The sequence below is a fragment of the Phaeodactylibacter sp. genome (assembly GCF_022763345.1).
GTDB lineage: Bacteria > Bacteroidota > Bacteroidia > Chitinophagales > Saprospiraceae > Phaeodactylibacter.
On record NZ_JALEGS010000066.1, the window covers coordinates 45,414 to 72,062 of the forward strand.

25 protein-coding genes are annotated in these 26,649 nt (G+C 37.6%); 20 read left to right on the plus strand and 5 right to left on the minus strand.

All coding sequences use genetic code 11. The features are described from left to right. The first annotated feature begins 1 nt into the window (after window position 1). The 17 genes from MRY86_RS18350 to MRY86_RS18430 all read left to right on the plus strand — a co-directional run bounded on the left by MRY86_RS18350 (window position 2) and on the right by MRY86_RS18430 (window position 18,125). Window positions 2–2,323, plus strand: coding sequence for an N-6 DNA methylase (locus tag MRY86_RS18350; protein WP_286493017.1), 2,322 nt, complete (start codon window positions 2–4; stop codon window positions 2,321–2,323). Next, the gene (locus MRY86_RS18355) at window positions 2,317–3,708 is read left to right on the plus strand and encodes a restriction endonuclease subunit S (protein ID WP_293571789.1); all 1,392 of its coding nucleotides are present in this window, start codon (window positions 2,317–2,319) and stop codon (window positions 3,706–3,708) included. Before MRY86_RS18350 ends, MRY86_RS18355 begins: the two co-directional genes overlap by 7 nt. Further along, window positions 3,705–4,163, plus strand: a complete 459-nt coding sequence (locus MRY86_RS18360; protein WP_286493022.1) for a hypothetical protein — start codon at window positions 3,705–3,707, stop codon at window positions 4,161–4,163. The genes MRY86_RS18355 and MRY86_RS18360 overlap by 4 nt, the downstream gene beginning before the upstream one ends. Window positions 4,164–4,169: 6 nt before the next feature. Then, window positions 4,170–5,687, plus strand: a complete 1,518-nt coding sequence (locus tag MRY86_RS18365) for an AAA family ATPase (RefSeq protein ID WP_286493024.1) — start codon at window positions 4,170–4,172, stop codon at window positions 5,685–5,687. Between the two features lies 1 nt (window position 5,688). Beyond that, the gene (locus tag MRY86_RS18370) at window positions 5,689–6,366 is read left to right on the plus strand and encodes a hypothetical protein (protein ID WP_286493026.1); all 678 of its coding nucleotides are present in this window, start codon (window positions 5,689–5,691) and stop codon (window positions 6,364–6,366) included. A gap of 7 nt (window positions 6,367–6,373) precedes the next feature. Continuing rightward, on the plus strand, window positions 6,374–8,401 hold the full coding sequence (locus MRY86_RS18375; protein WP_293571791.1) for a Piwi domain-containing protein: 2,028 nt from the start codon (window positions 6,374–6,376) through the stop codon (window positions 8,399–8,401). A 9-nt stretch (window positions 8,402–8,410) separates the two neighbouring features. Beyond that, the gene (locus tag MRY86_RS18380) at window positions 8,411–9,223 is read left to right on the plus strand and encodes a helix-turn-helix transcriptional regulator (protein ID WP_293571792.1); all 813 of its coding nucleotides are present in this window, start codon (window positions 8,411–8,413) and stop codon (window positions 9,221–9,223) included. A gap of 77 nt (window positions 9,224–9,300) precedes the next feature. Continuing rightward, window positions 9,301–9,777, plus strand: a complete 477-nt coding sequence (locus MRY86_RS18385) for a hypothetical protein (RefSeq protein ID WP_225604074.1) — start codon at window positions 9,301–9,303, stop codon at window positions 9,775–9,777. Beyond that, window positions 9,777–10,355 (plus strand): phosphatase PAP2 family protein, encoded by a 579-nt coding sequence (locus MRY86_RS18390; RefSeq protein WP_225604075.1) that lies wholly within the window; start codon window positions 9,777–9,779, stop codon window positions 10,353–10,355. Before MRY86_RS18385 ends, MRY86_RS18390 begins: the two co-directional genes overlap by 1 nt. A gap of 1 nt (window position 10,356) precedes the next feature. Continuing rightward, a complete protein-coding gene (locus tag MRY86_RS18395) occupies window positions 10,357–10,785 on the plus strand; it encodes a DoxX family protein (RefSeq protein ID WP_225604076.1) in 429 nt (142 codons plus the stop codon). Then, window positions 10,782–11,327: a phosphatase PAP2 family protein gene (locus MRY86_RS18400; RefSeq protein WP_225604077.1), complete on the plus strand. Its 546-nt coding sequence runs from the start codon at window positions 10,782–10,784 to the stop codon at window positions 11,325–11,327. Before MRY86_RS18395 ends, MRY86_RS18400 begins: the two co-directional genes overlap by 4 nt. After that, window positions 11,306–12,421, plus strand: coding sequence for a chromate efflux transporter (chrA, locus tag MRY86_RS18405; RefSeq protein WP_225604078.1), 1,116 nt, complete (start codon window positions 11,306–11,308; stop codon window positions 12,419–12,421). The genes MRY86_RS18400 and chrA overlap by 22 nt, the downstream gene beginning before the upstream one ends. 5 nt (window positions 12,422–12,426) lie before the next feature. After that, the gene (locus tag MRY86_RS18410; protein ID WP_225604079.1) at window positions 12,427–13,041 is read left to right on the plus strand and encodes a sigma-70 family RNA polymerase sigma factor; all 615 of its coding nucleotides are present in this window, start codon (window positions 12,427–12,429) and stop codon (window positions 13,039–13,041) included. Between the two features lie 123 nt (window positions 13,042–13,164). Then, on the plus strand, window positions 13,165–13,410 hold the full coding sequence (locus MRY86_RS18415) for a thioredoxin family protein (RefSeq protein WP_225573212.1): 246 nt from the start codon (window positions 13,165–13,167) through the stop codon (window positions 13,408–13,410). A gap of 1 nt (window position 13,411) precedes the next feature. Continuing rightward, complete coding sequence (locus MRY86_RS18420; protein ID WP_225604080.1) at window positions 13,412–14,386, plus strand: permease; 975 nt, start codon at window positions 13,412–13,414, stop codon at window positions 14,384–14,386. A 723-nt stretch (window positions 14,387–15,109) separates the two neighbouring features. Further along, the gene (locus MRY86_RS18425; protein WP_225604082.1) at window positions 15,110–16,162 is read left to right on the plus strand and encodes an ArsO family NAD(P)H-dependent flavin-containing monooxygenase; all 1,053 of its coding nucleotides are present in this window, start codon (window positions 15,110–15,112) and stop codon (window positions 16,160–16,162) included. A 1,528-nt stretch (window positions 16,163–17,690) separates the two neighbouring features. Beyond that, window positions 17,691–18,125: a hypothetical protein gene (locus MRY86_RS18430; RefSeq protein ID WP_225604083.1), complete on the plus strand. Its 435-nt coding sequence runs from the start codon at window positions 17,691–17,693 to the stop codon at window positions 18,123–18,125. A 156-nt stretch (window positions 18,126–18,281) separates the two neighbouring features. Here the strand turns inward: MRY86_RS18430 and MRY86_RS18435 are convergent, their stop codons facing one another. Continuing rightward, a complete protein-coding gene (locus tag MRY86_RS18435; protein WP_225604084.1) occupies window positions 18,282–19,085 on the minus strand; it encodes a hypothetical protein in 804 nt (267 codons plus the stop codon). A 92-nt stretch (window positions 19,086–19,177) separates the two neighbouring features. Between MRY86_RS18435 and MRY86_RS18440 the strand changes: the two genes are divergently transcribed. Further along, on the plus strand, window positions 19,178–19,669 hold the full coding sequence (locus tag MRY86_RS18440; protein ID WP_225604085.1) for a thermonuclease family protein: 492 nt from the start codon (window positions 19,178–19,180) through the stop codon (window positions 19,667–19,669). Window positions 19,670–19,794: 125 nt separating this feature from the next. Here MRY86_RS18440 and proB read toward each other — a convergent pair whose 3' ends face one another. The 4 genes from proB to MRY86_RS18460 all read right to left on the minus strand — a co-directional run bounded on the left by proB (window position 19,795) and on the right by MRY86_RS18460 (window position 23,844). Then, a complete protein-coding gene (gene proB, locus MRY86_RS18445; RefSeq protein ID WP_293571802.1) occupies window positions 19,795–20,565 on the minus strand; it encodes a glutamate 5-kinase in 771 nt (256 codons plus the stop codon). A 9-nt stretch (window positions 20,566–20,574) separates the two neighbouring features. Next, on the minus strand, window positions 20,575–21,762 hold the full coding sequence (locus MRY86_RS18450) for a glutamate-5-semialdehyde dehydrogenase (protein ID WP_293571804.1): 1,188 nt from the start codon (window positions 21,760–21,762) through the stop codon (window positions 20,575–20,577). 83 nt (window positions 21,763–21,845) lie between these two features. Next, entirely contained in the window at window positions 21,846–22,526 is a 681-nt protein-coding gene (locus MRY86_RS18455; RefSeq protein ID WP_293571806.1) for a response regulator transcription factor, read from the minus strand. After that, window positions 22,519–23,844, minus strand: a complete 1,326-nt coding sequence (locus MRY86_RS18460; RefSeq protein ID WP_293571807.1) for a HAMP domain-containing sensor histidine kinase — start codon at window positions 23,842–23,844, stop codon at window positions 22,519–22,521. Before MRY86_RS18460 ends, MRY86_RS18455 begins: the two co-directional genes overlap by 8 nt. Window positions 23,845–24,018: 174 nt before the next feature. Between MRY86_RS18460 and MRY86_RS18465 the strand changes: the two genes are divergently transcribed. After that, window positions 24,019–25,971: an alpha-1,4-glucan--maltose-1-phosphate maltosyltransferase gene (locus tag MRY86_RS18465; RefSeq protein WP_293571809.1), complete on the plus strand. Its 1,953-nt coding sequence runs from the start codon at window positions 24,019–24,021 to the stop codon at window positions 25,969–25,971. Window positions 25,972–25,974: 3 nt separating this feature from the next. Beyond that, on the plus strand, window positions 25,975–26,568 hold the full coding sequence (locus MRY86_RS18470; protein WP_293571811.1) for a GNAT family N-acetyltransferase: 594 nt from the start codon (window positions 25,975–25,977) through the stop codon (window positions 26,566–26,568). Window positions 26,569–26,649: the final 81 nt, after the last annotated feature.

Here is a 26,649-nt window from a genome sequence, read left to right on the forward strand (position 1 = left end):
TATGTCATTAGAACTACAAATAAACGGTAACAAAATATTTGCTCCCCTATTAGGGAAAGAGTTGATAATGACTCCTGAAGAACACGTAAGACAAAAATACATTTGTAGATTAGTAAATCATTATGAATACACTTTAGAGCAAATGGCACAAGAAGTAAAACTAACAGGCTCTAAAAGAGGAACAGGAAGAGCAAGTGCAGATATTGTAATATGGAGAAGCAAAGAGGATAAACTCAAAAAACTGAATCCAATTATTGTGGTAGAATGTAAAGCCGATTACATTACCATAAAATCAGAAGATTACTATCAAGGTCAAAACTATGCTCGCTTTGCGAATGCTCCGTTTTTTGTAACTACAAACGAAAAAGAAACCAAGGTTTTTAAAGTCAATTTAGCTGTTACACCAAAAACATTAAGTGATGAAATTTTAGATATTCCAAACGCTAAAGAAGCCAATAGTAATGATAAAATTCAGAAGTTATTAGAGCAAACCAAAGCATTTGAAAGAGACGAGTTTTCTAAACTACTGTTTCAATGTCATAATGTAATTCGTAATAACGACAAACTATCTCCAGAAGCAGCATTTGATGAAATAAGTAAAATTCTGTTTATGAAAATCAGGTACGAACGCAATCCTGATGAAGATAATATTTTCACATTAAAGCAATTTGAAAAACAAGAATCTAATTACGAGAAAAATATTCGTCCTGTTAATGTAAAACGTAATGGTCCAAAAGACGACATCCCTTATATGGATTATTGGTTTGAATTAACTAAAGATGAATTTGAAGAAGATGAACTTTTTGATGTCAATGATAAAATAAGAATCAAACAAGGTTCATTTAAAGAGATAGTAAAGAAACTACAGAAATATAACCTTTCTACAACCTCTGATGATGTAAAAGGTATTGCATTTGAACAGTTCTTAGGCGGAACGTTTAGAGGAGAATTAGGGCAGTTTTTTACACCAAGAACAGTCGTAGATTTTATAGTAGAAGTTTTAGACCCTCAAGAAGATGAAGTAATGTGTGACCCTTGTTGCGGTTCTGGTGGTTTCCTTATTAAAGCATTTGAGTATGTAAGAGAGAAAATTGAAAACGATATTAAATTAGAAAAAGACAAGGTTAATAAAACCTTTGACGAGATAAAAACAGCAGACCAAGATGAAGAGAAGCTAAATGATATTTCTAACGAAATCATTCACAAATTAGGCTTTGAAACACAAATTAGAAAACGTGAAGAACAAGAAAAAGCTAAAAAAGCTGGCAAATACATATCACGTTTAGAGAAACTATCATCCGCTTGCATCTTTGGTACAGATGCCAATCCTCGAATGGCTCGTACTGCCAAAATGAATATGATTATGCACGGAGATGGTCACGGAGGTGTGCATCACAGAGATGGTTTATTAAACATTAACGGAATCTTTGAAAACCGTTTTGATGTAATTCTTACCAATCCGCCTTTTGGTGCAAGAGTAGAAAAATCATTATTGATTACTAAAGCAGACCAACTAACAGATGAAAAGCGTATAGCAAAATACAAGCAGATGTATGGAGAAGAAACATACGCTAAAGCTATGCTTCAAGTAGATAATAATGTAGATAAACCATTACTAAACACCTTACATATTGGTAAAAACGGTATGAGTGGTTTAACAGAAGTTTTGTTTATAGAAAGATGCATCCGCTTATTAAAACCAGGCGGAAGAACAGGTATTGTATTACCTGAAGGCGTTTTAAATACGCAAAACTTAGCAAAAGTTAGAGAATACTTTGAGAGTACTGCAAAAATCATCTTAATTACCTCTATTCCGCAAGATGTATTTATGAAAAGTGGAGCTACGGTAAAATCCAGTTTAGTATTCTTAAAGAAGTTTACCAATGAAGAAGCAAAACAATGGAAAGATTACACAGCCCAAGCCACTAAAACAGTAAAAGCAAAATACAAAGACGAGTTAGAGGAGATTAAAACCAAATTAGCTCTCAGAGGTAAAGATGCTTTGGATGCAACTACTAAAAAGGAACTACGCCAACAGAAAAAGAAAATAGAAGCCCAAATACAAGAGGAAATAAAAGCGATTGTAAAGGAAAAATTTGATTACGACATACCTATTGCAACAGTAGAAAAAGCAGGTATTAGCAGTACTGGTGGTGTAATAGATAATGAACTTACAGACATACAAACAGAATATACACCTTACCGCATTAAAAATGAATTATGGAAAGAACTTAAACCTAAGTTTGAGTACAAATGGAGTAGCAAAACTGGTAAAGTAGAACGTATTAAAAACGATACCGAAACCCAATTAATAGAATGGTAATGGAAGTAGGTACTATGCAAAATATAAATCTCATTAGGTTTTCTGAACTCTATAATTGGAGTGTTAGCCATTTATTGGGTCAAGACTTTGAATACAACAAAAATTTCCCATTGGTTAAAATTGGTAAGTTTCTTACCAAAAACAATAATGTAATAAATCTTGACAATGATACCATTTACAAAAGAGTAACAGTAAGTGGAAACAATGGAGGTGTAAGGCTAAGAAATACAGAAGTAGGTAAAAATATTGGTACAAAAAGACAATTCATTGTAGAATCTGGTCAATTTATTTTATCTAAAATAGATGCTCGTAATGGTGCAATGGGTTTAGTTCCAGAAGATTTAGAAGGTGCTATTGTTACCAATGATTTTCCAACGTATGATGTAGATACTAAAGCTATTTTACCTCAGTTTTTATTACTAATAACGACAACTAAAAAGTTTATTGAGTTTGCTCAAACCTGTAGTAGTGGTACTACCAACAGACAAAGAATAGACCTTAAAAAATTCTTAGACGTTCAAATTCCTTTACCTCCTTTAAATGATGCAGATGCTATAAAACAAGGTTTACCTACAGATATTACCCAAGAAAAACTCGTAGCTGAATACAATCAAAAAATAAAAGAAGCGGAACAAGCCAAACAGAACGCAATAGAAAAAGAAGCGGAAATTGAAACCTATTTGTACAAAGAATTAGGAATACAAAAGGCTGAAAAAAAAGAAGCTAAAAAAGGATTGCATTTTGTGAGATTTAAGGATATGGAAAGATGGGATTCTGAATATTTATTGACTGAATTAATAGAATTAAATAGTGATTTCCCTTTAGTCTCGTATAATAATCTTTTTATTGATTTGTATAATGGTATACCTGCAAGACATTACTCAACTGAAGGAGTACGATTTTTAAAAGTTGCTGATATTAGACCTAACCATATTTCTAATCACAATATAAAGCATATTAATAGTTATAAAAAGACTGACTTAATAACTGAAAACACTTTACTTATTACAAGAAAAGGTACTGTCGGTAATTCTATTTTTATAAAGGACAATAATAAATATACAGCATCTTCTGAGGTGTTTATTATAAAATTAGATACCCAGAAAGTTAATGGAGATTATTTGTCTATTATTAACAATTCAGAGTTTGTTCAAAATCAATACAGAGAAAAAAACACAGGTACAATAATGCCTTCAATATCTCAAAACAAACTGAAAGAAATCAAAATCCCATTACCTAAATCTTTAGAAAAACAAAATGATATTGTTGAAAAAGTTTCATTAATAGAAAGAACCGCTAAAAATTATCTTGACTTATCAGAAACTCTAAAAACAAACGCAATAAAAGATTTTGAAAATATCATTTTTAAAACAGCAGTAGAATGAAACAAAAAACTATCATACAAGTATGGGGCAAACAAGGTTGTGGTAAATCAGGCACTATCAAAATCCTTAGAGAAGAACTCATAAAAAACTATGTTAATACTTCGCATAGTTACACCTTACCATTACCAGGAGGAGAAATTTCAGATGTACTAAATTGTTTAGGTTACACAGTTGGTATTGAAAGTATGGGCGATTATTTGTGGGCTTATAATTTACACGACCGCTTAAACGATTATGTTTTAAAACATAATTGCGATTTAATAATTTGTGCCAGTAGAGTTAGAAATGACGTATCTCGTCATATCAAACATTTGGCAGACACACACGGCTATAGAATTATTAAAGTCACTAATTACAGAGGAGATGAGCCACCTTTTATGCCTGATAGTTTAAATCAACCTTCAGCAATTCATTTAGCTAATTTAGTACATCAAATTTTAACAGGATTAATTTAATGAGCTATGCAACTATTAAACTTATATATAGAAGATTATAAAGTACTGCAACAATTTAATATTCAGTTTTCAGAAGAATTTTCAGTAGATGATAGCCTTAACGTGATTATTGGTAAAAATGGTGCAGGTAAAACAACATTAATTGAGTGTTTGCTAAAAATATTTTCTTCATTGTACAGTTGCAATAAAGTAGAAGATGTATCAAAAATTACAAATAAAAAGTTAGGTTTTCAGTTTACTTTATCCTACTTCATAAGAACCGAAAAAATAATTGAGGCTGCATCTACTTTTTCTGAACACAAGGTTGATTATGTCAAAATAACCCTTAGTAATATTAATAAAGAATGGTTCATCTTAGAATATGAGAATAAAAAATTAATTAATCAAGATGTTAATAATTTCCTATTCAAATCGCAATACACGCTACAAGATTTATTGCCTAAGAACACAGTTTTATACTATGCAGGTTTTGACAGTAGGTTAAGTGGTTTTGTTCAAAATTATACTTCTGATTATTTTAAAGAGTGGTTCACATTTTTAGAAAATGATAGCAAAGGATTAGATATAAATGCACCTGTTTTTTATTTCAATCCTATTCAGTTCAATTTATTATTGTTTTCAATTTTTTGTAATCAGAGTTCAGATATTGCAGTATTTTTTAAAGATAAATTTGGTATTGTCGGTTTTACAGAAGTTGTATTAAAACTAAAAATGCCTACTTGGCATAGAAGCAATCCTGCAAGTGAATATTGGGGTGCAAAAGGTATTTTAAAAGAAGCCTTATTGAAATTTGAAAAAGCAAGTCAAGACACAGAAGTTTTAAAAAGGAGCATAACGCATTCTTACTTTATTCCTGATGTTCTAATTGGCTTGGTCGGTTTTAGGAGTGAAGATTCATTTACAAGTGAAAAGGAGGTTTTTCAATCTTTAGTAGCATTAGATGTAATGGGTTTATTAGACGAGATTCAAATAACATTAGTTAAAGAAACTGACGGTATAAATAGTGAAATTTCAAGTCAAGATTTAAGTGAAGGAGAAAAGCAATTAATCTCTATTTATGGGCTAAAACAAATTCTATCATCAAATGAAGAATCTTTATTTCTATTTGATGAACCGGATACTTTTTTACACCCAAAATGGAAAAAGGAGTTCTTCAAAAACATTTACTACGACCAACAGAATACGAAAATTCATTACGGAGATTTTGATATAATCACCACCCATTCACCTGAAATTATTGGAAATATTGATTTAAACACTTCATTAAAAAGGTTGGTTGATGGTAAAATATACGATAGCCCATTGTATGTGAAAGGAAGAGATTATAATTCAATCTTATATGAGGCATTTGATTCAGTCAAAAGAGGAGAATTTGGAAGAGAATTAATAGATGAGTTTTATAAACTTCTTGAAAGCAAGCAAGTAGAATTAGCAAAACAAAAATTGGATGAAATTATAAATACATTCGGTTTAGATGATATAGAGACACAGAAAGCAATTGATAATTTTGATGATTACAATTGATATGAAATACATTAATAAACAAATAGCGTTAGAGCCTCAAACTTTAACATTATATCGTAATACTACGCCAAATGCGAATTATAAGGGTTTTGTAGATACAGATAGTTTATTGAAACAGGCATTATTAAACGAACAAGGTTATTTATGTGGCTACTGTATGAAAAAAATACCTGAAGCTAATGGCAAATATGTATCTGTTGAGCATTATATATCACAAGAAAAACACGTAGACTCTAATCTTACTGAACTTAGACATAGTCAGTCTTCTTTACGCTATAATAATATGCTTGCAGTATGTGTAAATAATGGTATTCATTGTGATAAATCAAGAGGTAATATACCTTTTAAAGTACTAAATCCACATCATATTTCTTGCGAGCAAAGAATAACATACTCATTAACAGATAAAGTTGAAAGTAAAAATAATGTATCTGTAGATTTTGATATAGAGTTATTAAAACTCAACTGTCAAAATTTAAAAGAGTTAAGAGGTTTTTTTTGGCTTGAAGCCAAAGAAAAATTAAAAAGAAAACATCCAAAAGGTACTTGGACTAAGCAAATTATTGAAACCGAGCGTCAAATTTATATAGATAAAAAAGCTGGTAAGTATAAAGCATTTTGCAATTACATAATTTTTAGATTCAATCATCTTTTGAGCTTGCCAAAATATTCTAAATGATTAGCTTATGAAAAACCTTACTATAAATATCATCCCATTCAAACACCCTTCTATTCAGAAGGAGTTTGGATTTTATACCGAGAAAAAAGAAGGTTATTTCCCTATACACAGAACCGAGCTTCCCAATGAGTTATGGGATAATCAAAAAGAAGAAGTTGTAAAACATAAATTCTACTATACCAATTTTGAAGATACAGAAGATTGCATACTCAAAACAAAAGTAGATTTATACAGCAGTACCAAGTTTGCAAAGCACCTTTATACACGTTTGATATATCAGTATTTCAATGCTATTGCAGATGCAATACAATTCAATTATGTAGGCAATATAGAAATATGGTTATTAGATGCTAAAGCATCAACAACCAAATACAACAGCTATAACAAATACACCCTAAAAATTGAATTTTCAGGCTTAACTAAAAGTCCTGCATTGCTTTTATCTTATGATAGCACTTCTAAAGTTGCTACCACAAGTATTGATGAAATCAATATTCCTACGGAATATTTCAAAACAGTAGTTTACAACAAAGAAATACAACGTTTTAAGTACCTTACAGAAGATGCAAAACAACATTTAGACCAAGTATATCCATTACTCAATATACCGCTTAAAAATCATTTAGAAATACCGCATACTGTACCAAGAAAAGGCAATAGATACAAGCCTTACTTTAATCACATAACCACTTTTTACAACAACTATCTAAATACAGATGAATTTAGAGCCATACTACCATTAGATGAAAATGGATTTTTTAATATTCCAGAAGATGAAGTACTGCAAACACATTATCACTCAAACAATTTAAGGTTTTATGATGGCGTAGGTATAGACCCAAAAGCAGGAATGAAAAATCCTGGTCCTTATAAATCAAGTCCACACGATAATGTAAGGTTCTTTTTTATATACCATAAACCTGATAGAGCAGACTATGTGGTTAAATTATATAACTATTTTGAAAAAGGATATAAATCGTTCTTTCCACCGCTAAAAAAACATATTCGTCAGCCATTTTATATGGATAGCGATACCAGTTTAGCTTTTGAAAGTCCAGATACTGCAATCAAAGAAATCAAACATCATCTAATCAATTTAGAGAAGCAACCAAATACAAGGTATGTAGCTGTTTACGTAAGTCCAATTCATAAAGAAGATGAGGATAATAAACATCTATATTATCAAGTAAAAGAAGAGCTTTTAAAGCACGAAATAACCTCACAAGTAATTTACAAAGAGAGTATCAATAACGCCTATTTTGGTGCATTCTTAGAGAATATCACGCCTGCATTATTGGCTAAAATAGACGGTATTCCTTGGCGTTTAGATAGAGAACTCAAACAGGAATTAATTGTGGGTGTAGGTGCGTTTAAATCAATGGAAACCAATACTCGTTTTGTGGGTAGTGCATTCTGTTTTAACAACAAAGGAGAGTTTAAAGGATTTGATTGTTTTAGAGATAATGAATTTGACTTAATAGCTGGAGCAATAGGAAAACAGATTTTAAAATTTGTTGTGGATAATGATAACAAAGCAGAAAGGCTAATCATTCACTACTATAAGCCAATAAGCAAAGATGAAATAGACCCAATTCAAAAAACTTTAGGTAGATTAAAATTAGATATTCCAATAGTTATAGTAACTATCAATAAAACAGAATCAAGCGACTATGTAGCGTTTGATACCAATGATGATGCCTTAATGCCTTTAAGTGGTACAATCATAGAAATTGCACATCTAAAATATTTGTTATTCAACAATGCCAAATACAGTAGTAACGGTTTTGCAAAAGACCATCCGTTCCCTGTAAAACTAAGTCTATATTGTACAGAACAAGACTATTTTGAGGATATAGCAATTGTAAAAGAGTTGATAGACCAAGTATATCAATTCAGCAGAATGTATTGGAAATCTGTAAAACAACAAAACTTACCAGTAACCATAAAATACCCAGAAATGGTAGCTCAAATATTCCCTCATTTTGAAGGAGATAAACTACCTGACTTCGGTAAAAATAACCTTTGGTTTTTGTAGTAAATAAAGATGGATATTCAAATACAAAATAAGGCTAAAGATGTTTCCCTTTTTAAAATTGCAAAATTTAAGAAGCATATTAGAAAAACATCACCCCACAAACATAACAGTTATTTCGAAATCATTTTTTTAACCAAAGGATCTGGTTCACATACAATTGACACAATAGAATACAAAATTCAACCACCTGTAGTATTCAATATACGTAAAGAACAGGTTCATTTTTGGGACATCAAAACAGAACCTGAAGGGTTTGTTTTAATTATTAAAAAAAACTTTATTGACAACTGTATAGATAAAGATATTAAAAAGCTAATTTCAGAACTGAGTGCCTTAACTTGTCTATTTCCTAATAATACCACAGTAATTGATATGTCAAATATATTATTAAAGGAATATGAAAGTGCAAAAATTAAAAACCATCAAGTTATAGAAGGATTGTTAAAAGCTCTGTTAGCAAAGTTTCTTGAATCGAAAATTGTAAGTAGTCCTAAAATAAAATGTAGCTCAATCTATCAAGAACTTATTTTGCTTTTAAGTAACGAAAATGAACTTACAAACAAGGTAAGTCATTATGCAAAATTACTAAATACCACTCCACAAAACTTAAATGCTATATGCAGAAAAGAATCAGGTCAATCTTCTGCAGAGGTAATTTCCAATTATATTATTAACGAAGCTAAACGCCTTTTGCTTTATACTGACTTAACGGTTAGTGAAATTGCAGGCAAACTTGACTTTAAAGATAATTCTCATTTCACTAAATACTTTAAACGAAACGTAGGTGATACCCCAATTGCTTTTCGTAAAGCAAATGATTAAGTACCATACGTTTTTCAAATAGACCATATTGTTAGTCTTGTGTTGTATAATTTTACACTATAATTAAATCACAACATATGAAATGGCTAATATATATTCTCACAGCATTTCTACTTTCTTCTTGTGGAGAAAAACAACAACAAATAGTAGAAGGAAATTGGATAAAAGGTACAGAACAAGAAAAAATTGAAACCATCGAAAACCAATTTAGGGGTTTTGATATGGCAATGGTAGAAACAGGATACCGCTATCAAGAACTGTATTGGGCAGGACAAGATGAAAATTGGGAATATGCTGATTACCAAATTGAAAAAATCAGAAAAGCGATTGAGGACGGCTTGAAAAGAAGACCCAAACGTGCAAAATCAGCAGAACATTTCTTAACCGTTGCAATTCCAGAAATGGAAAAAGCACTCGAAAAAAGAGATACCCTTGTATTCAACAAAAATTTCCAAATCTTCACCAATAACTGCATTAGTTGCCACGCAATGGAAAAAGTGCCAAGCTTTACTATAAAAAAACCGCTTTATAGACAATCACCAATTAGAAAATAATGATAGAATTTATTAATCAGATAGATATTGAAATTCTATTATGGCTGAATGGTAATCACAATCTATTTTGGGATGCTGTAATGTGGTTTGCAACAGGTACATTCACTTGGCTGCCATTTTATATGATATTGTCATTTCTGTTAATATGGAAATATAAAAGGGACGCAATATTGATGATTCTGTTAATAGCATTACTGATAACAATAAGTGACCAATTAGCTTCAGGCATATTTAAACCATTTTTCGAAAGATTGCGACCAAGCCATAGTCCTTATTTGATAGGTAAACTTCATTTAGTAAATGATTATAGAGGTGGTAAGTTCGGTTTTATTTCTTCTCACGCAGCCAATGTATTTTCATTAGCATTTTACTTGACATTAGTGACTAATGAGAAATTAAAATGGATACCATACGTGCTTATTCCTTGGGCAATCTTTGTAAGCCTTAGTAGAGTTTATCTTGGTGTTCATTATCCATCCGACATAATAGTTCCAGCGATTTTAAGTATACCAATAGCTTGGATAGTAGCTCGAATTTATAAAACGTATAATCCCATATTGATAAAAAAAATTGCTTAAAATGTTTAAAAAAACAATTAGTACTGATATATCAAAAACAACCATCATTATTCGCTTAATGGTTGGTGCTGTTTTTCTATCGGAAGGTATTCAAAAATTTCTATTTCCTGCCATTCGGGGTGCAGGACGATTTGAAAAAATCGGACTTCCATCACCAGAATTTCTCGGTGCATTTGTCGGCACGTTTGAAATTGTTTGTGGCACGTTGATTTTACTTGGCTTGCTTACCCGATTGGCAAGTGTTTTAACACTCGTAATTATGTTGGTTGCCATTGTTACAACAAAATCAGACATTTTAGCCAATGATGGATTTTGGATAATGATGCACGGAAGTCGAACTGATTGGGCAATGCTTTGGGGAAGTCTATTTTTAATTATTAAGGGCGGTGGGAATTGGTCGATAGATAAAAATATGTACAAAACCAAATGAATTTCTTTTTACAAATCGATTATGAATTTTTAAGATGGATTCAAGCAAATAGAATCGTTTTTTTAGATCCATTATTTTATTGGATTTCTTCATATACCTTCATTATTTCAATTATGATATTAGGTTTTATTGGTCTATTTTATATTAAAAATAAAGTAAAGTCATTCCAAATAAAGTACTACAGCCTTTTATTAATATTTATAGCTTCCTCAACATTCAGTTTAATTTTAAAATATATTGTAAAGCGGCCACGTCCATTTGTAGTACATCCTGCCATCATTCAATTGTATGAAACAAGTACCTTTTCATTTCCATCAGGTCACACTTCAATTGCTTTTACCTTAGCATTTAGCTTGGTATTCTTTTCATTAAAAAAATACTATGTGATACTTATTTTTATTTGGGCTCTTTTAGTAGCCTATTCTAGAATGGTATTAGGTGCTCATTATGTCTCTGATATAGTAACTTCAATTTTAATAGGTTTTATGTTTAGTCTATTAATCAAACCAATTTCAAAAGAATGGATAGTAAGAAAAACTTAAAAGAAGTAGCAAAACTTTTTTTTAAATTAGGAAGCATTGCTTTTGGCGGTCCTGCCGCCCATATTGCAATGATGGAAGATGAAGTCGTTAAAAAAAGAAAATGGATGAGTCATCAACATTTTCTTGATTTAGTTGGAGCAACAAATTTAATTCCAGGACCTAATTCTACCGAAATGACAATGCATTGCGGTCACGAAAGAGCAGGTTGGAAAGGCTTGATTGTAGCAGGTGCTAGTTTTGTTTTTCCAGCTGTTGTTATTACAATGATTTTTGCGTGGTTATATCAACAATACGGACAACTTCCAAAAGTTGAACCTTTCATTTATGGAATAAAACCAGCGGTAATTGCCATTATTCTTGGAGCAGTTTACCGACTTGGAAAAAAAGCACTCAAAAATGTAGAACTCGGTATTTTAGGAGCATTGACATTGATTGCTTGTTTGCTTGGTGTCCACGAAATTTTGGCGTTGTTTGCTTGTGGTCTTTTAGGTTTAATTCTATACTTTGTTAGAAATTCAAAAAACACATTAAATAGTTTTACTCCATTTCTTTTATTACAAGTAGTTATAACACCGAGTACTCTAAAGATTCTATGGACGTTCTTTAAAGTAGGTGCTTTGCTTTATGGTAGTGGCTATGTATTATTTGCATTTTTAGATGCTGAATTGGTTTCTACAGGTACATTGACTCGTCAAGAATTGATAGACGCTGTGGCTGTTGGTCAATTTACACCTGGCCCAGTTTTATCAACCGCTACATTTATCGGGTGGCAATTAGGCGGTTTTTGGGGGGCGATTGCAGCAACCGTTGGTATATTTCTTCCATCATTTATCTTTGTTTCTATATTAAATCCATTTGTTCCAAAAATGCGAAAATCAAAAATATTTTCGGCATTTTTAGATGCGGTAAATATTGCAGCAGTTGCTGTTATCGTAGCAGTTTGTGTAGAAATGGGAAAAGAAACGTTGACTGATTGGAGAACAATTCTGATTGCCGCTATAAGTCTAATAGCTGTTTTCGTCTTTAAGAAAATAAATAGTGCTTTTATTGTAATTGGTGGTTCACTTATAGGATATTTTTTATCTTTGATATAGAATATATGGATTCACTTAAAACAAAAAATAAGGAATGTTGTAATATCAATGAGGTAGTACAAGAATTTTATGAATTCTTGAAAGCTTATATCATAAAGAAAACAAACGATATAAACCTTGCTGAAGATATTGTTCAAGAGGTGATGCTCAAATTGGTAGAGTCTCATAAAAAAAACATAGAAGTTAATAATATCAAAGCTTGGTTGTTTCAAGTAACTCGCAATACCATTGCGGACTATTATAAGGACTATTATAATAAAAACAAAATTGAATTTAATTTTAATGAAGATTGGAAAGAACATAGTATTTCCAGTGAAAATATTTCTACCATTTTAGAATCAGATTTTATCATCCCTATGATTGGTTTGCTGCCAGAAAAATATGCGAAGCCATTACATCTAAGCGATATTGAAAACATTCCTCAAAAAGAGATTGCTCTACAACTTAACCTTGGTTTATCCGCAACTAAAATGAGAATACAGCGAGGTAGAGAAAAATTAAAATCCCTATTTATAGAATGTTGTGATATTCAATATGACAAATCAGGTAATTTTTCGTCGTGCACAATAAAACCTCACTGTACACCATTACAAGAAATAGAAAAAAAAATAACTAATTAACCATTGATACATAGTTGGTTATAAGTAACCTCTCAAAAAATACTTTTTTTTGTTCCTAAAAATGTGTCTTTTTTAAAAGATTTCAGACTTCGTAATAAAGTTTAATCATTAAAAACATTTATTATGAACACTGAAGTTAAAATTTTACACTCTTCTTGTTGTGCAAAAGGTTCCCCTATTAAGGAACAATTAGAAAAATTAGCACAAGAAAACAATCTGTCAATTACTATTGAGGAACTGTCAGAAATGCAAGACACTATGGTCTATGGTACAATGTCTTTTCCTTCATTAGTAATTAACGGTAAGGTTCACGCTTATAAATCATTTAATTCTGATGCAGAACTTCTTGCAGCACTAAAAGCAGCATAATATGGAGAAGTTGACAGAATTATTATCTAGTTTTTCAGACTATATAGTGTTTGAATTATTAGGTTTAGACCAATCAGGGCTGTTTGCAACAGCCCTTCAATACTTTATTGCCACGTTTATTTTAATAGCTTTTTTGGTTGTGATAGTAACCTACGTTATGGGTATCATAACCAGTTATTTACCAATGGGTAAAATACGTGACTATTTAGAGCGTAATAAAAAATCAGGTTTAGGGAACATATTAGCCTCTTTGTTGGGAGCTATTACCCCTTTTTGTTCGTGCTCATCAATTCCTTTATTTGTAGGAATGATGCAAGCTAGAATTCCGTTAGGTATCGCATTATCTTTCTTAATCACCTCACCTTTAGTAAACGAAATCGCTATTGTACTATTTTGGGTGTCTTATGGTTGGAAGGTTACTTTAATTTATATTTTATCGGGTATTGTTTTAGGTGTTATAGGTGGGATTATTCTTGATAAAATGGGAATGTCAGCTCATATAGCAGAATGGTTAAAACAATTGCATTCTAAAACTGAAAAAACTATTGAAGATAAAAGGTCTTTAAAACAGAAGTTTCCAGAAATACATAAAGAAGCCTTAAGTACATTAAAAAAATTAGTGCCATATATCTTTATTGGTATTGGAATAGGTTCTTTTATTCACGGTTATGTGCCTCAATCCTTTTTTGAGACATACATTTCTAAATCCAACCCTTTTGCAGTTCCTATTGCTGTCATTATGGGAATACCACTTTATATAGATGCTGTAGGTGTCTTACCAGTGGTAGAGGCTTTGGTGGATAAAGGTGTACCATTAGGTACGGCTATTGCCTTTATGATGGGGTCTATTGGTTTATCACTTCCCGAAGCTTTACTCTTAAAAAAAGTAATGCAGAAAAAATTAATCATTGCTTTCTTTTCGGTTATCGGGTTAGGAATGATTATTTCTGGTTATGTTTTTAATTTATTATTTTGATTTTTGAAATCAGTTTTATCATCCATAAGTGCTGTATTTGTAGCATTAGTCGCTTGCACTTGTTGTGTTGGTCCATTAATGGCTTTTGCAGGAATGTTAGGAGCAATTGTTTCTCAATTGGTATGGCTAGCAACAATAAAACCGTATCTTATAGCATTCAGTTTAATAGCAGTTTCTTACAATTTATATAGAGCATATTTTCCTAAAAAAGAACAAGCTTGCTGCACCATAGAAAGTCAAGAGACAATAAGTAAACTAGATACTAAACAAAAGAAATCATTATCATTTCTACAATCAAAAACGTTTTTATGGTGCGTTGCCATTATAACATTAATCATATTAATTCTACCATATATTTAAAAATTTAATAATTATGAAATCAATAACATCTCTTATATTAACACTAGTATTTGCTACAAATATTTTAGCTTTTACCCATAATAACGATACAAATATTCATCAGAAAATTGAAGGAAACATTGTTATCTCTGATACTGTTAAAAAACGTATCAATTAGAAAAATTCACCCAATCTTGTTGTACAGGAATTGTAGAATATTCATTAAAGAAAAACGTTAAAGGTTTTATTAAAGCTGTTTCTAACACTAAAAAAGGTCAAATAACCGTTTGGTACGATAGTACAAAATCTACCGATAAAGAAGTAAAAGAAGCCATTAACAAAACCCCTTATAAAGTAATTAAAGAAATTAAGTAAGGGCTTATTATGGCAATACCTAATAAAATATTTGATTGTATAATAATAGGTGGCGGGCAGGCAGGCTTGTCCGTTGCTTATTTTTTAAAAAGAAGTAAACTAAATTATTTAATTCTAGATGCAGAAGGTAATTCCGGTGGTTCTTGGTTACATACTTGGGATAGTTTAAAATTATTTTCACCTTCTCAATATAGCTCACTTTCTGGTTGGCAAATGCCTACAACTAAACAAGAATATCCTACAAAGGAAGAATATTTGAGTTATTTGTCCAATTACGAAAAACGATATAATTTCCCAATACAACGAAGTACATTTGTTGAAGAAGTTGTTAAAGAAGGAGAATTATTTAAATTAAAAACCAATCAAGGAGTATTTATTAGTAAAACTGTTGTAAGTGCTACAGGTACAGCTCGTTCACCTTTTATTCCTATATATCCTAAAATTGATGAATTTTTAGGTATGCAAATACACTCTAGTGCTTATAAAAATAGTTCACCTTTCAGAAACAAAAGAGTAGTTGTTGTTGGTGGGGGTAATTCTGGTGCTCAAATTTTAGCAGAAGTTTCTAAAGTAGCTTATACAAAGTGGGTAACACTAGATAAACCTACGTTTCTACCAGAAGAAATTGACGGTCGTTACTTGTTTAATCAAGCTAATGAAAAGTATCTTAAGAAAAAGAATACTTCAAATACTTTACAAGTTTCTTTGAGTGATATTGTACAAGTTGAAAGTGTGAAAGATGGATTAGCACGTAACGTATTTAAAGATCATCGTCCATTTTCCTCATTTTATAAAAACGGTGTAATTTGGCAAGATGGAAAAAAAGAAGCTTTTGATGCCATTATATGGTGTACTGGTTTTAGACCTTATTTGAACCATTTAAAAAAATTAAATATTATTGAAAATGATAAAGTAATAACAAAAAATACGCGAGCAGTTAAAGAGTCAAATTTATGGCTAGTGGGTTATGGTAATTGGACAGGTTTTGCTTCAGCAACCATTTATGGCGTTGGTAAAACTGCAAAAATTACAGCAAAAGAAATAATTAATTCATTGTCATAACTCCCCATTTGCTTCCAGTAGGTTCTTTTCGTTCGCTCGTACCTTACTTACTACAATCACCCACTTCCTGCAACACTCAGGAAGAGTAGTCCTTTATTTAATTTGCCTAACATTTATTATCTTTGTGTATAGTTAATGACATTTCAATTTTCAAAAGTATATAGGTAATAACATTTGTTAGTTAATAAAGTCAAATGATAATACCAATAATGTAAGTAAACTCATTAGCCAAATATGTTAATTCAGCAGAATGTATTGGAAATCCGTAAAGCAACAAAACTTACCAGTAGCCATAAAATACCTTGAAAAGGTAGCTCAAATATTTCCTCATTTTGAAGGTGATAAACTACCTGACTTCGGTAAAAATAATCTTTGGTTTTTATTACGGATAAATAATAAGGTGTGCCACAGGCACGACTTTAATAACGGTTGGTTCCGTAGGTTTCTTTCCCCAGCCTATAAAAATCCAACGTTATTCGTGCCTCATAACTCCTCTGTCTTTTTATAGGCTTCCGCTCTTCCAACGCTACAGTTGTTATTTTCTGTCACACTTTTTGCAATCCAACGCTAATTATAGCCCATTAATATCCTCGTTCCTTCGGTAGTAAAGAGCTATGCCACCACACAAAAGCAAAAAGGCGTATGCACTCCAAAGTACCGCTCTGTGCAACTTGTGCCAGAAAATAACAACCCAAAGCTACATTAACATAATGTGGCATTATAGTACATACCACAAGGGCTTCATTGCATTACGGGCTAAAGCCTATGTCCTATAATAACATTATGTTAAGTATCCGCTCATTGCCAACGCTTTAAACCTACTTCACCAACCGAAAGACCACAATTCCCCAACCACCCTTTTCAGCGGTCAGAAAAAAAATAAACTATGAGTTAATGTCGGTTTATAGTAGGTACATTTCATTCTCTCATTTCGTGCCTACATTCTTTCATTGCATATACCCACTAACACCTAATAATGCAAGCAAGAGTAGCTCATTCTCTACACTCCACTAAGCGACACACTATTCCATTACGCAATCCGTATGCAAGCCCACCGCACAACAACTTTGCAGTAAATTGTAAAGTTTGCAAAGTCTGCAACCCTGCAATGCATACAGTATTACTTCATTCCATCCCACCGCATTTAGTTCCGTTTCTTTCAATCGCTACACTTGCCACACACCAGCCCACGCTTTTAGAATAGGTATAGTTTATTTTTTTTCTGGTCATATTTCCCCAAAGGAATTGAACAACCAAATAAGCATTTTACAAATAAGAGAGTAAGTAAAAAATGTTATGCCAAAAGAATAAAAAAGATAGCAAATGTAGGTGGTTACAATTGGCCCTTCAAGTTCAAGCCCTACGGGTTTTGAAAAAAATCTCCACCCTATCGGGTAGTATTTTTCCCAAAAAACTTGCTTGTCCAATCTCCACCACCTGATGAGATGGCTTTCTTTTTTTTTCGTTTTTTTCTTTGTCAAAAAATTTTGTGAAGGGGATTTCGGAAGCCAACTAAAATTCTCGGAAAATGACAAAATTCACTCTCAAAACTTACAGACCAGCAGCCGAAACTGAAAAGCCACATTTCTACATTTTGAACAAAGGGATGAACAGCGGAAAGCCACTTAAACAACCTTGCCCGAATTGCTTTATTTTGATAGCACCCACAGAGGAAGCTAAAGAGCAGTTATATTGGCTATGTTTTGGGCTATGGCGTGCAAAATCCTTTCATTACTATTTAAAAGGTTCAGTTATTCCGTTCATCACAAAAAATGACCTTAAACAAGGCATTTTGAACGGATTTGAACAGGCAAATAATGATATTTCTATTTTCAAAAAGTCAGTCAAAGCCTTACAACTTTTAGAAGAACAAGAAAAGGTTTATAAACTCAACCTAAAACTAATTGATGATGCACGTAGGGCGGTTTTCTATCGCTATATTTCTAAAAAGAGGTATTCCTAGGGCTACTCATATTTGAGTACTGTATAAGGCATATTTTAGCCCAATAAGATTGCACCGTCTTAATAAAAAAATGCAAACCCTACAAAGTGCCAAAAAGAAAAGCCTACTCAAATGAGCAGGCTTTCTTCTAATTCCATAAATCTCTAAAATGGCATCTTAGAATATTTCGGAAATCTTTAAGGCGTTACCTTGTGCAAACACATAGTAGTTTGAACCTACTTCTTGATAAAACTCAATACCGATAGAGTTTAAAACACTTACATCAGTTGTCATAGTTGGAGAACCTGGTAATGTAGCAACCAATGAAATTAATGCAGTAACTGAATCAACAGGTAAATAGGCAGAATACTGAACATCTTTTAATTCGTTCAAACTTGCTTCTTTAGGCTCATAAACCTTTGTAGTAGTGTTAAACTCATAATCAGACAATACTGAAATAGCATTGATAATTCTAAAATGAGTTGCACCGGCTGGTATGTTTAAGTAATTCAACGGATTGAATGCGGGAACATCCAAAGTTGAACTATCACGAGAACCAGCAGGAGTAATTGTGAACGGAGCATTAAAAGCACCATTGAAAGAAGTGAATCTGTTAAAGTCAAATCCTTTCAAATAGTTTGGCACTGTCGAAATCAACACAGCTCGTTTACCTCTGGCTTCTGAACCATCTTCTAAATTGATTTTCTTCATTATAGCAGTCAATCTTCCAGTCACTTGACTATCTGCCATATTTTTCATTAGACTTGCTAATCCAACTCTAACGGATTTACCTGCCATAGCACAACCACCAAATTCGTTCATATTTTCACGAGTTCTTTGGAATGCGGGATCAGTTGCAATTTGTTCAGCAGTTGGACCACCAGTCAAACCTGCAAAATAACCTTCATTTCCTTTAATTTTAAAATGTCTAATATCTCCAAGAGTACCGACATATTTTAGGGGACCTTTCTGTCTTGCCATTTCTTTAAATTTTTAAATGTTAATAATAATTCTTACTATTACAAAGATAAACCTAACATATTGAATATCAATTCGTTAATAAACGTAAACAAATGCAAACAAGTGCTAATAAACAAACAAGGATAAGAACACACTATGAAGTGGTTAAAGTTTTGGATGGAGACGGACTAATCGTAAAAAATATTTTCACAAATGATGAAGAAGAAGTTAGGCTATTAGGTATTGATGCTCCAGAGATTAAACTATGCAGAAAATTAAAGCAAGATGAAAGAGAAGTGAATATCTCAGGCACATATTTAATTGAACTGGGTTACAAGTCAATGAAGTTTTTACTAAAAAAAGCCAAACCACAAACAAGCGTTACTATAATTCAAGAACAATCAAATCTTACAGATGCTTTTGGAAGAACATTAGCTTATATAATTTTGCCAAATGGCAAAACGCTTAATGAAATAATGGTCAGAAGAGGTTATGCAAAGCCATACAACAATGTATTCTGCGAAGAGTTACCAAAGTACCAAGCACTTAATTTGAGGGCTAAAACAAAGAAAAAAGGTTTATATTCGCTTATCAATTCGTTCTAATCTCCCTACATTTACTTGCTTTTATTATCTCTTATTTATAGTTTATTGTTGCCTATTTGTTGCCCAATAACCATAACTAACTGATATACAGTACTACTTTACTTTTTGTATCGGGAAATAACCCCTCACCCCCCAAACCGCGTATGCCGAAACCTCCCCTCCAGCGCCCCCGTGATAAAACCCGGGCGACTTCCATTCACAATCCGCATCTCCAGGCCATGGCGCAAGCATAGCTCAGCAGCGTATATCTTGGACGTCATGCCGCCGGTGCCCAGGCCATTTTCGCGCTCTTGGATGAAGGACTTGACGGACTCGGTATCGGTGACGTGCTCGATGAGCTCAGCCTCGGGGTGAAGGTGGGGGTTTTGGGTGTAGATGCCGTCAATATCAGTGACCAGCATGAGTAGGTCCGCTTCGCTGATGATGGCGACGTAGGCAGAGAGCTTGTCGTTGTCGCCGAAGATAATCTCGTCTACGGCAACGGTGTCGTTTTCGTTGATGATGGGGATGTAACCGAACTCCAACAGCTTGTGCAAAGTGTTCCGGACGTTTTCCCGGGCAGTATCGTTGTCAAAATCGCGGTAAGTGAGCAGGCATTGGGCAACCTGCAGCCCCAAACTGCCGAAGACCTCATCGAATATCCGTATAAGCTTGGGCTGGCCAATGGCAGCCAGGGCTTGCTTGGAGTCAATCTGTGCCGTACCGGCCTGATGGATTTCCGCAAACTGCCGGGCCGTGGCGATAGCGCCGGAGGAGACCAGAATGACCTCGTAAGCCTCTCGTATGGAAAGGATTTGCCAGGCCAGGTTTTCAATAGTGGCATAAGAAATACGGTTGCTCCCGCCCGTAAGTGTAGAGGTGCCAACTTTGATGACGATTTTCTTTTTTTGCTCCATGGCTTCGTGCTACCGTATCTGACCGTTTCCGTATACCATCCATTTGTTGGAGACCAGTTGCCCCACACTGATTGGGCCTCTTGCGTGAAGCTTTTGAGTACTGATGGCAATCTCCGCGCCCATCCCAAGTTGACCGCCATCGGTGAAGCGGGTGGAGGCGTTGTGATAAACGGCGGCGCAGTCGACTTCTTCCATAAATGCCCGGGCCTGAGCCGCATCTTCCGTGACAATCGTGGCGCTGTGCCCGCCGCTGTATTGATTCGTGAGCATAATGCCTTGCTCCATGCTGTCTACGACTTTTAGAACGATGCGGTTGGAAAGGAACTCCTCGTACCACATCGATTCCGGTACCGTTTGCAAAGCATCGTTGTTGCCTGCCCAACCATCCTGATCCGCAATGACTTCCAATCCGGCTTCAGAAAGGGCACTGCTGAGGCGCTGAAGCTTATCTTCCAGCTCCGGCCAGCCCCGGTCAATCAGGACCTTGTCCAACGCATTGCACACGCTGATCCGGCTTTTGCCATTTTTAATGATAGTCAATGCCATGTCGTAGTCCGCCGATGGGCCCACGTAAAGGAAGTTATTGCCCCGTCCGCTCACGATGACCGGGATATTGCTGTGCTCCCGGACGAAAGCGATCAGGCGCTCCCCACCGCGTGGGATGATGAGGTCAAAGCGGTAGGGGTTTTTCTTAATGAGGGCCTGAGTAGCAGAACGGTCCAGCGTCAGGTAGTTTACAAAACCGGTATCCACATCCTGCCCTTTCAGGGCTTGATCCCAAAGTTCAGCCAGCAGGGTATTAGTCCGTAGGGCTTCCTTACCCCCTTTCAGCCAGATTTTATTCCCAGCTTTGAAAGCCGTAGCCGCTGCTTCGATGGTCACATCCGGACGGGACTCATAGATGATGAGGATTTTGCCAAAAGGCACCGTTTGATTCACCACCCGCATGCCATTGGGGTGGCTGAATTCATAAAGTGATTTGCCTATAGGGTCTTCCATAGCCGCCGTCTCCAGGCAAGCATCAGCCATGGCTTTTACCTTATCAGGGCCCACTTTCAGGCGGTCATACATAGACTCATCCGCTCCGTCGTAAGCCTTCAGGTCCTGCTCATTGACCGAGATGATGGCGGCCTCCTGTTCTAGAATTAAGGTAGCCAGGGCTTTTAAGACCTGGTCTTTTTGCGCTCTTGTTTCCATTGTAATTATGCCGGTTCTGTTGCGGTAAATATAGGCTTTTTCGGGCTCCGGGGAACACCATACTGGTATTGGAAGGCTAAGGCCTACCCCACCTCCAGCACAAACCCACTCCCGTAAACATTCCGGATTTCAATGGCTGGGTCGGCAGACAAATATTTGCGCAGGCGGGAAATGAAGACATCCATGCTGCGGCGGGTGAAGTAGTCGTTCTGCGACCAGACTTCCTTGAGCACCTGCTGCCGGGACAACAGCTGCCCTTTTTGCTGGCAAAGCAACAACAGCAGATGGGCTTCGCGCTCGGTGAGGCGGCGAGGCGGCTGCCCAGGGAAAACCAACTCCTGATTCTGCACATCAAAAGTGTATTGCCCGATGGAAATCGTCTTTGCCTTGGGTGCCTCCGGCTGCGACCGCCGAAGGATGGCGCGGATTCGTGCTACCAACTCTTCCTCATCCACCGGCTTGACCAGGTAGTCATCGGCCCCCAGATCAAAACCCTTCAGACGGTCGGCCTTCAGGGCGCGGGCGGTTAGGAAAACCAGGGGCTGTGCGGGCGACTGCCGGCGGATCTCCCGGGCCAGGCTAAAACCATCGCGGCCTGGCAGCCCCACATCGACAATACAAAGGTCCACGGGGTGTTTTTCAAAGGCCTGCAAGCCGCTGTCGCCATCTTTGGACCAGAGGACTTCAAAGCCTTTCATCTCCAGATAAGCCTGTAGCGCAAAACCCAGGGTATCATGATCTTCGATAAGCAAAATCTTAGCCATTCGGTTGTGGTTGTGGAGAAGTTTCTCCGGGTTCAAAATCGGGCAGGTGCAGCCAAAAGACCGCCCCGCCTTCGGAATGGTTGTGCATCCCGGCTTGCCCATCATGCAACCGGACCACTTGCTGCACATAGCTCAGCCCCAGCCCAAAACCCTGTACAACTCCCGTATGCAGACGGACAAACTTCTGAAAGATATCAGCCTGCCGGGCTTCAGGCACCCCATTACCATTATCTTTAACTTTCAGGGTTAAGGCCCTTGCTTCGCTTATGGCTTCCACCTGAATAACCGGCGGTTGGCCACCATATTTCAGGGCATTGTCGAGGAGGTTGCTCAGGGCGTTGGTCAGATGGCCGGCATCAGCGGTTAGGAAACCATCAAGCCCGGTGTAGGACCACTGCAGGCTTCCGCCTTCGGCCTTGACTTTCGGCTCAAAGGAAGCACAGGTCTGATGCAGCCAATCCGCAACTGCCAGTGCCCGCCGCTCCAGCTGGTAAACTGGCTGCTCCAGGCTCGCCAATTCCAGTACCTGCTCTATCTGGGTTTTCAGCTGCTCGTTTTCGGCAGACAACCGTCCTAGGTACATTTTTACCTGCTCCGGCTGACTATCGCTCAAGGACTGCTCCGCTAACTTTAGCAGTAGACTGCTGGAAAAGACCGGCGTTTTCAGCTCATGCGTCAAAGTGTTGATAAAATCATTTTTGACCGCCACCAACCGCTGTTCCCGCTGCACTTTACGCACCAGCAAGACAAACCCAAGGAGGAGCAGCACCACTCCTAATACCGTCAGCGCCAGCAAAAGCCAGAGGCGCTCCAACAGATGGGGCAGAAAATCGCGTAGTTGCAAATGGAGGTAAAGCTGACAGGCACAGGCCTCTGCCAGTGTGCCCTCAATCTGATAAGCATAAGTGCGGTACGCGGCCTTCTCCGACCAGTCGAACCGGTCTCCAACGAGGAGCGGATAGTGCCAGATGGATTCCGACAAGGCAATGGAAAAGGGCATTCGCTTTTGCTGTGCTTGCAGGCCTGCCCGCAGCTGTCCTTCCAGCTTTAGCCGCACACCATACCGCAGTGAATCCGGAACCGACTGCCCTTTTCGCCTCAGGCGTTGCAGCTCCAGAAGCCCCTGCGCCACCTCCGGGTTCTGAGCAATGCTCACACCGGTTGCTTCCAGCAATTGGCGCAGCTCCCGGTCAAACAGCTGCTTCTCCACCACAATGCCCGACTTCACCCATTGAAACTGCACCACACCGAGACTGAGCAGTGCCACAACGACAAGGGCTGCCGGCAAAAAATTCCTAAAATCGAACTGATGGATCATACTTCTAAATATACAGCTTAATTGCGGGAGTGAACAGGTTGTTAACGCTTTAGCGGCTGGATTAACCTTCTGTTTACATTTGACGGAAAGGCGGGTTTTCAATTTTCAGTTACGATTATTCTCCCTACTTTTGTTTGCATACAAAACCTTCCTCTCTTAAGCGAAAAAACGAACATGAGAAACCGAGTTGTTATCGAAAATGTGCAGCCGGAAATAGACCACGGCAGCTATTTCATTAAGCGGGTACCGGGCGAACGGGTGGATGTCACCGCCGATATTTTTGGTGACGGGCATGACCATATCCGCGCTTCGCTCCTCTACCGCCACGAGAGCCAAAAACGCTGGACAGAGGTCTTTATGGAGGAAGGCATAAATGATGTGTGGGCCGCCAGTTTCAAAGTGGAACAGAAAGGCCTATACCACTACAAAGTTGCCGGGTGGATCGACCACCTCCTCCATTGGTACGATGGCTTCCTAAAAAAACAGGAAGCAGGCCAGGATATGAAGGTAGAGCTCAAAATTGGGGCAGAATTCCTCCGCAGTGCCGCAGCGCAATATCCAAAGCCTAAAGCCAAAGACCTAAAGGAAATGGCGGATCAACTGGAGGAGGAAGGAAAGTACGATGAGGCCGTACAGCTTGTACTCAGCCCTGGCTTCAAGCAGGTCGTAGAGTCTACCCCAATGAAGCAATTTGAGACCATCTATGACCACAACCTCCGGGTGCGGGTAGGCTGGGAAAAGGAAATGTTCAGCACCTGGTACGAGCTGTTCCCACGCTCTACCGCACAGGAGCCTGGCCGGCACGGTACCTTTAAGGATGTGGAACGCCTGTTGCCCCGTGTGCAGGAAATGGGCTTCGATGTGCTCTATATGCCACCGGTGCACCCCATTGGCAAGGTCAACCGCAAAGGCAAAAACAACAGCACCAATGCCCAACCCGGTGAGCCGGGCTCTCCCTGGGCCATCGGCAGCGACGAGGGCGGCCATAAAGCCATCCATCCGGAGCTGGGCACGCAGGAAGACTACGAAGCACTGATCGAAAAAGCCCGGGGCATGGGCATAGAAGTAGCCCTGGACCTGGCCTTTCAGTGCGCTCCCGACCACCCCTACATCAAGGAACACCCGGAGTGGTTCGTCTGGCGCCCGGACGGGACCATCGCTTACGCGGAAAACCCACCCAAAAAATACCAGGACATCGTCCCGATCAACTTTGAAACCGAAGACTGGAAAAATCTCTGGGAAGAGCTCAAGAGCGTGGTCATCCACTGGTGCGAAGCCGGCATCCGCATTTTCCGGGTGGACAATCCTCACACCAAGCCTTTCCGCTTTTGGGAATGGTGCATAGCGGAGGTACAAAAACAATACCCCGACACCATCTTCCTCTCGGAGGCCTTTACCCGGCCTAAAGTTATGGCGGAGCTGGCGAAAGTAGGCTTTAACCATTCGTACACCTACTTCACCTGGCGCAATACCCGCCGTGAACTGGAAGAATACATGACAGAACTGACCCGCACCGAGTCCCGGGAGTACTTCCGCCCCAACTTCTGGCCCAATACGCCGGATATCCTGGCTTATGAGCTGATGAACGCCGGGCCTTCCACCTTTGCGAAACGCTTTATGCTGGCGGCGACCCTGTCTTCCAACTATGGCATGTACGGCCCTTCCTACGAATTCATGGAGCACAGCCCCAATACCAACGGCAAAGAAGAATACCTGAATTCCGAAAAGTACGAAACCCGCCACTACGACTGGAACCACCGCAACCGCCTTACCGAGCTGATCACTAAGGTCAATCACATCCGTAAGGAACAGCCGGCCCTGCAGGACACCTGGAATATTCACTTTACCCGCACCGACAACGAATCGCTCATGAGCTACGTAAAGCTCACCGAGGACAAAAGCAACATCATCTGGTGCGTTGTGAATTTCGATACCGACTACCGCCAATCTGGCTTTGTGGAAGTCCCAAAGGAACTGCTCGGCGTTACCGGCAATGTCAACCTTCGGGTTACGGACTTGCTGACTGGCCAGATTTACCACTGGTTCAATGAGTGGAATTATGTGGAGCTCAACCCGGATCAGCTGCCGGGGCATATCTTCAAAGTGGAGCTAAACAACCGCCGGTAAAAGATGCCTGAAATCCTGCAACTTAGTGGCGGAGAGGCATCGGGCTATGTGGAAGACCTGGCACGGCTGCGTATTCAGGTCTTCCGCGAATACCCCTATCTCTATAATGGCGATATGGCCTATGAAGTGGCTTACGTGGATACTTTTCTGCAGGCTCAGCAAAACTTCATGGTGGTGGTGAAAGATGGTGATAATGTGGTCGGCGCAAGTACCGGGCTGCCTCTCGTGGAAGAGACCGATAACATCAAAGCTCCCTTTTTGGAAGCCGGATGGGATATCACCAAAATTTTTTATTTCGGAGAGTCGGTGCTGCTGCCGGAATACCGGGGCAAAGGCTATGGCAAACAATTCCTTGAACTGCGGGAAGCCTTCGCCCGTTCGCACGGTTTTTCCTCACTGACCTTCTGCGCGGTGGTCCGCCCGGATGACCATCCAATGCGCCCTGAGGGCTATCAGCCGCTCGACCCACTTTGGCGGGCGCAGGGCTTTCAGCCGGAAGACCTGCACTGCCTCATCAGCTGGCAGGAAGTGGGGGAAGCAGCGGAGTCTGCGAAGACACTTCAATTCTGGACCAAGCCAATATATACTGACGATTAAGTGGTTTGCCACAGCAAACCTACTCAATGTCAGATGCTATGTTTAGCATCTGAGCAAGTTCTTTGAAAATTTCATAGATTA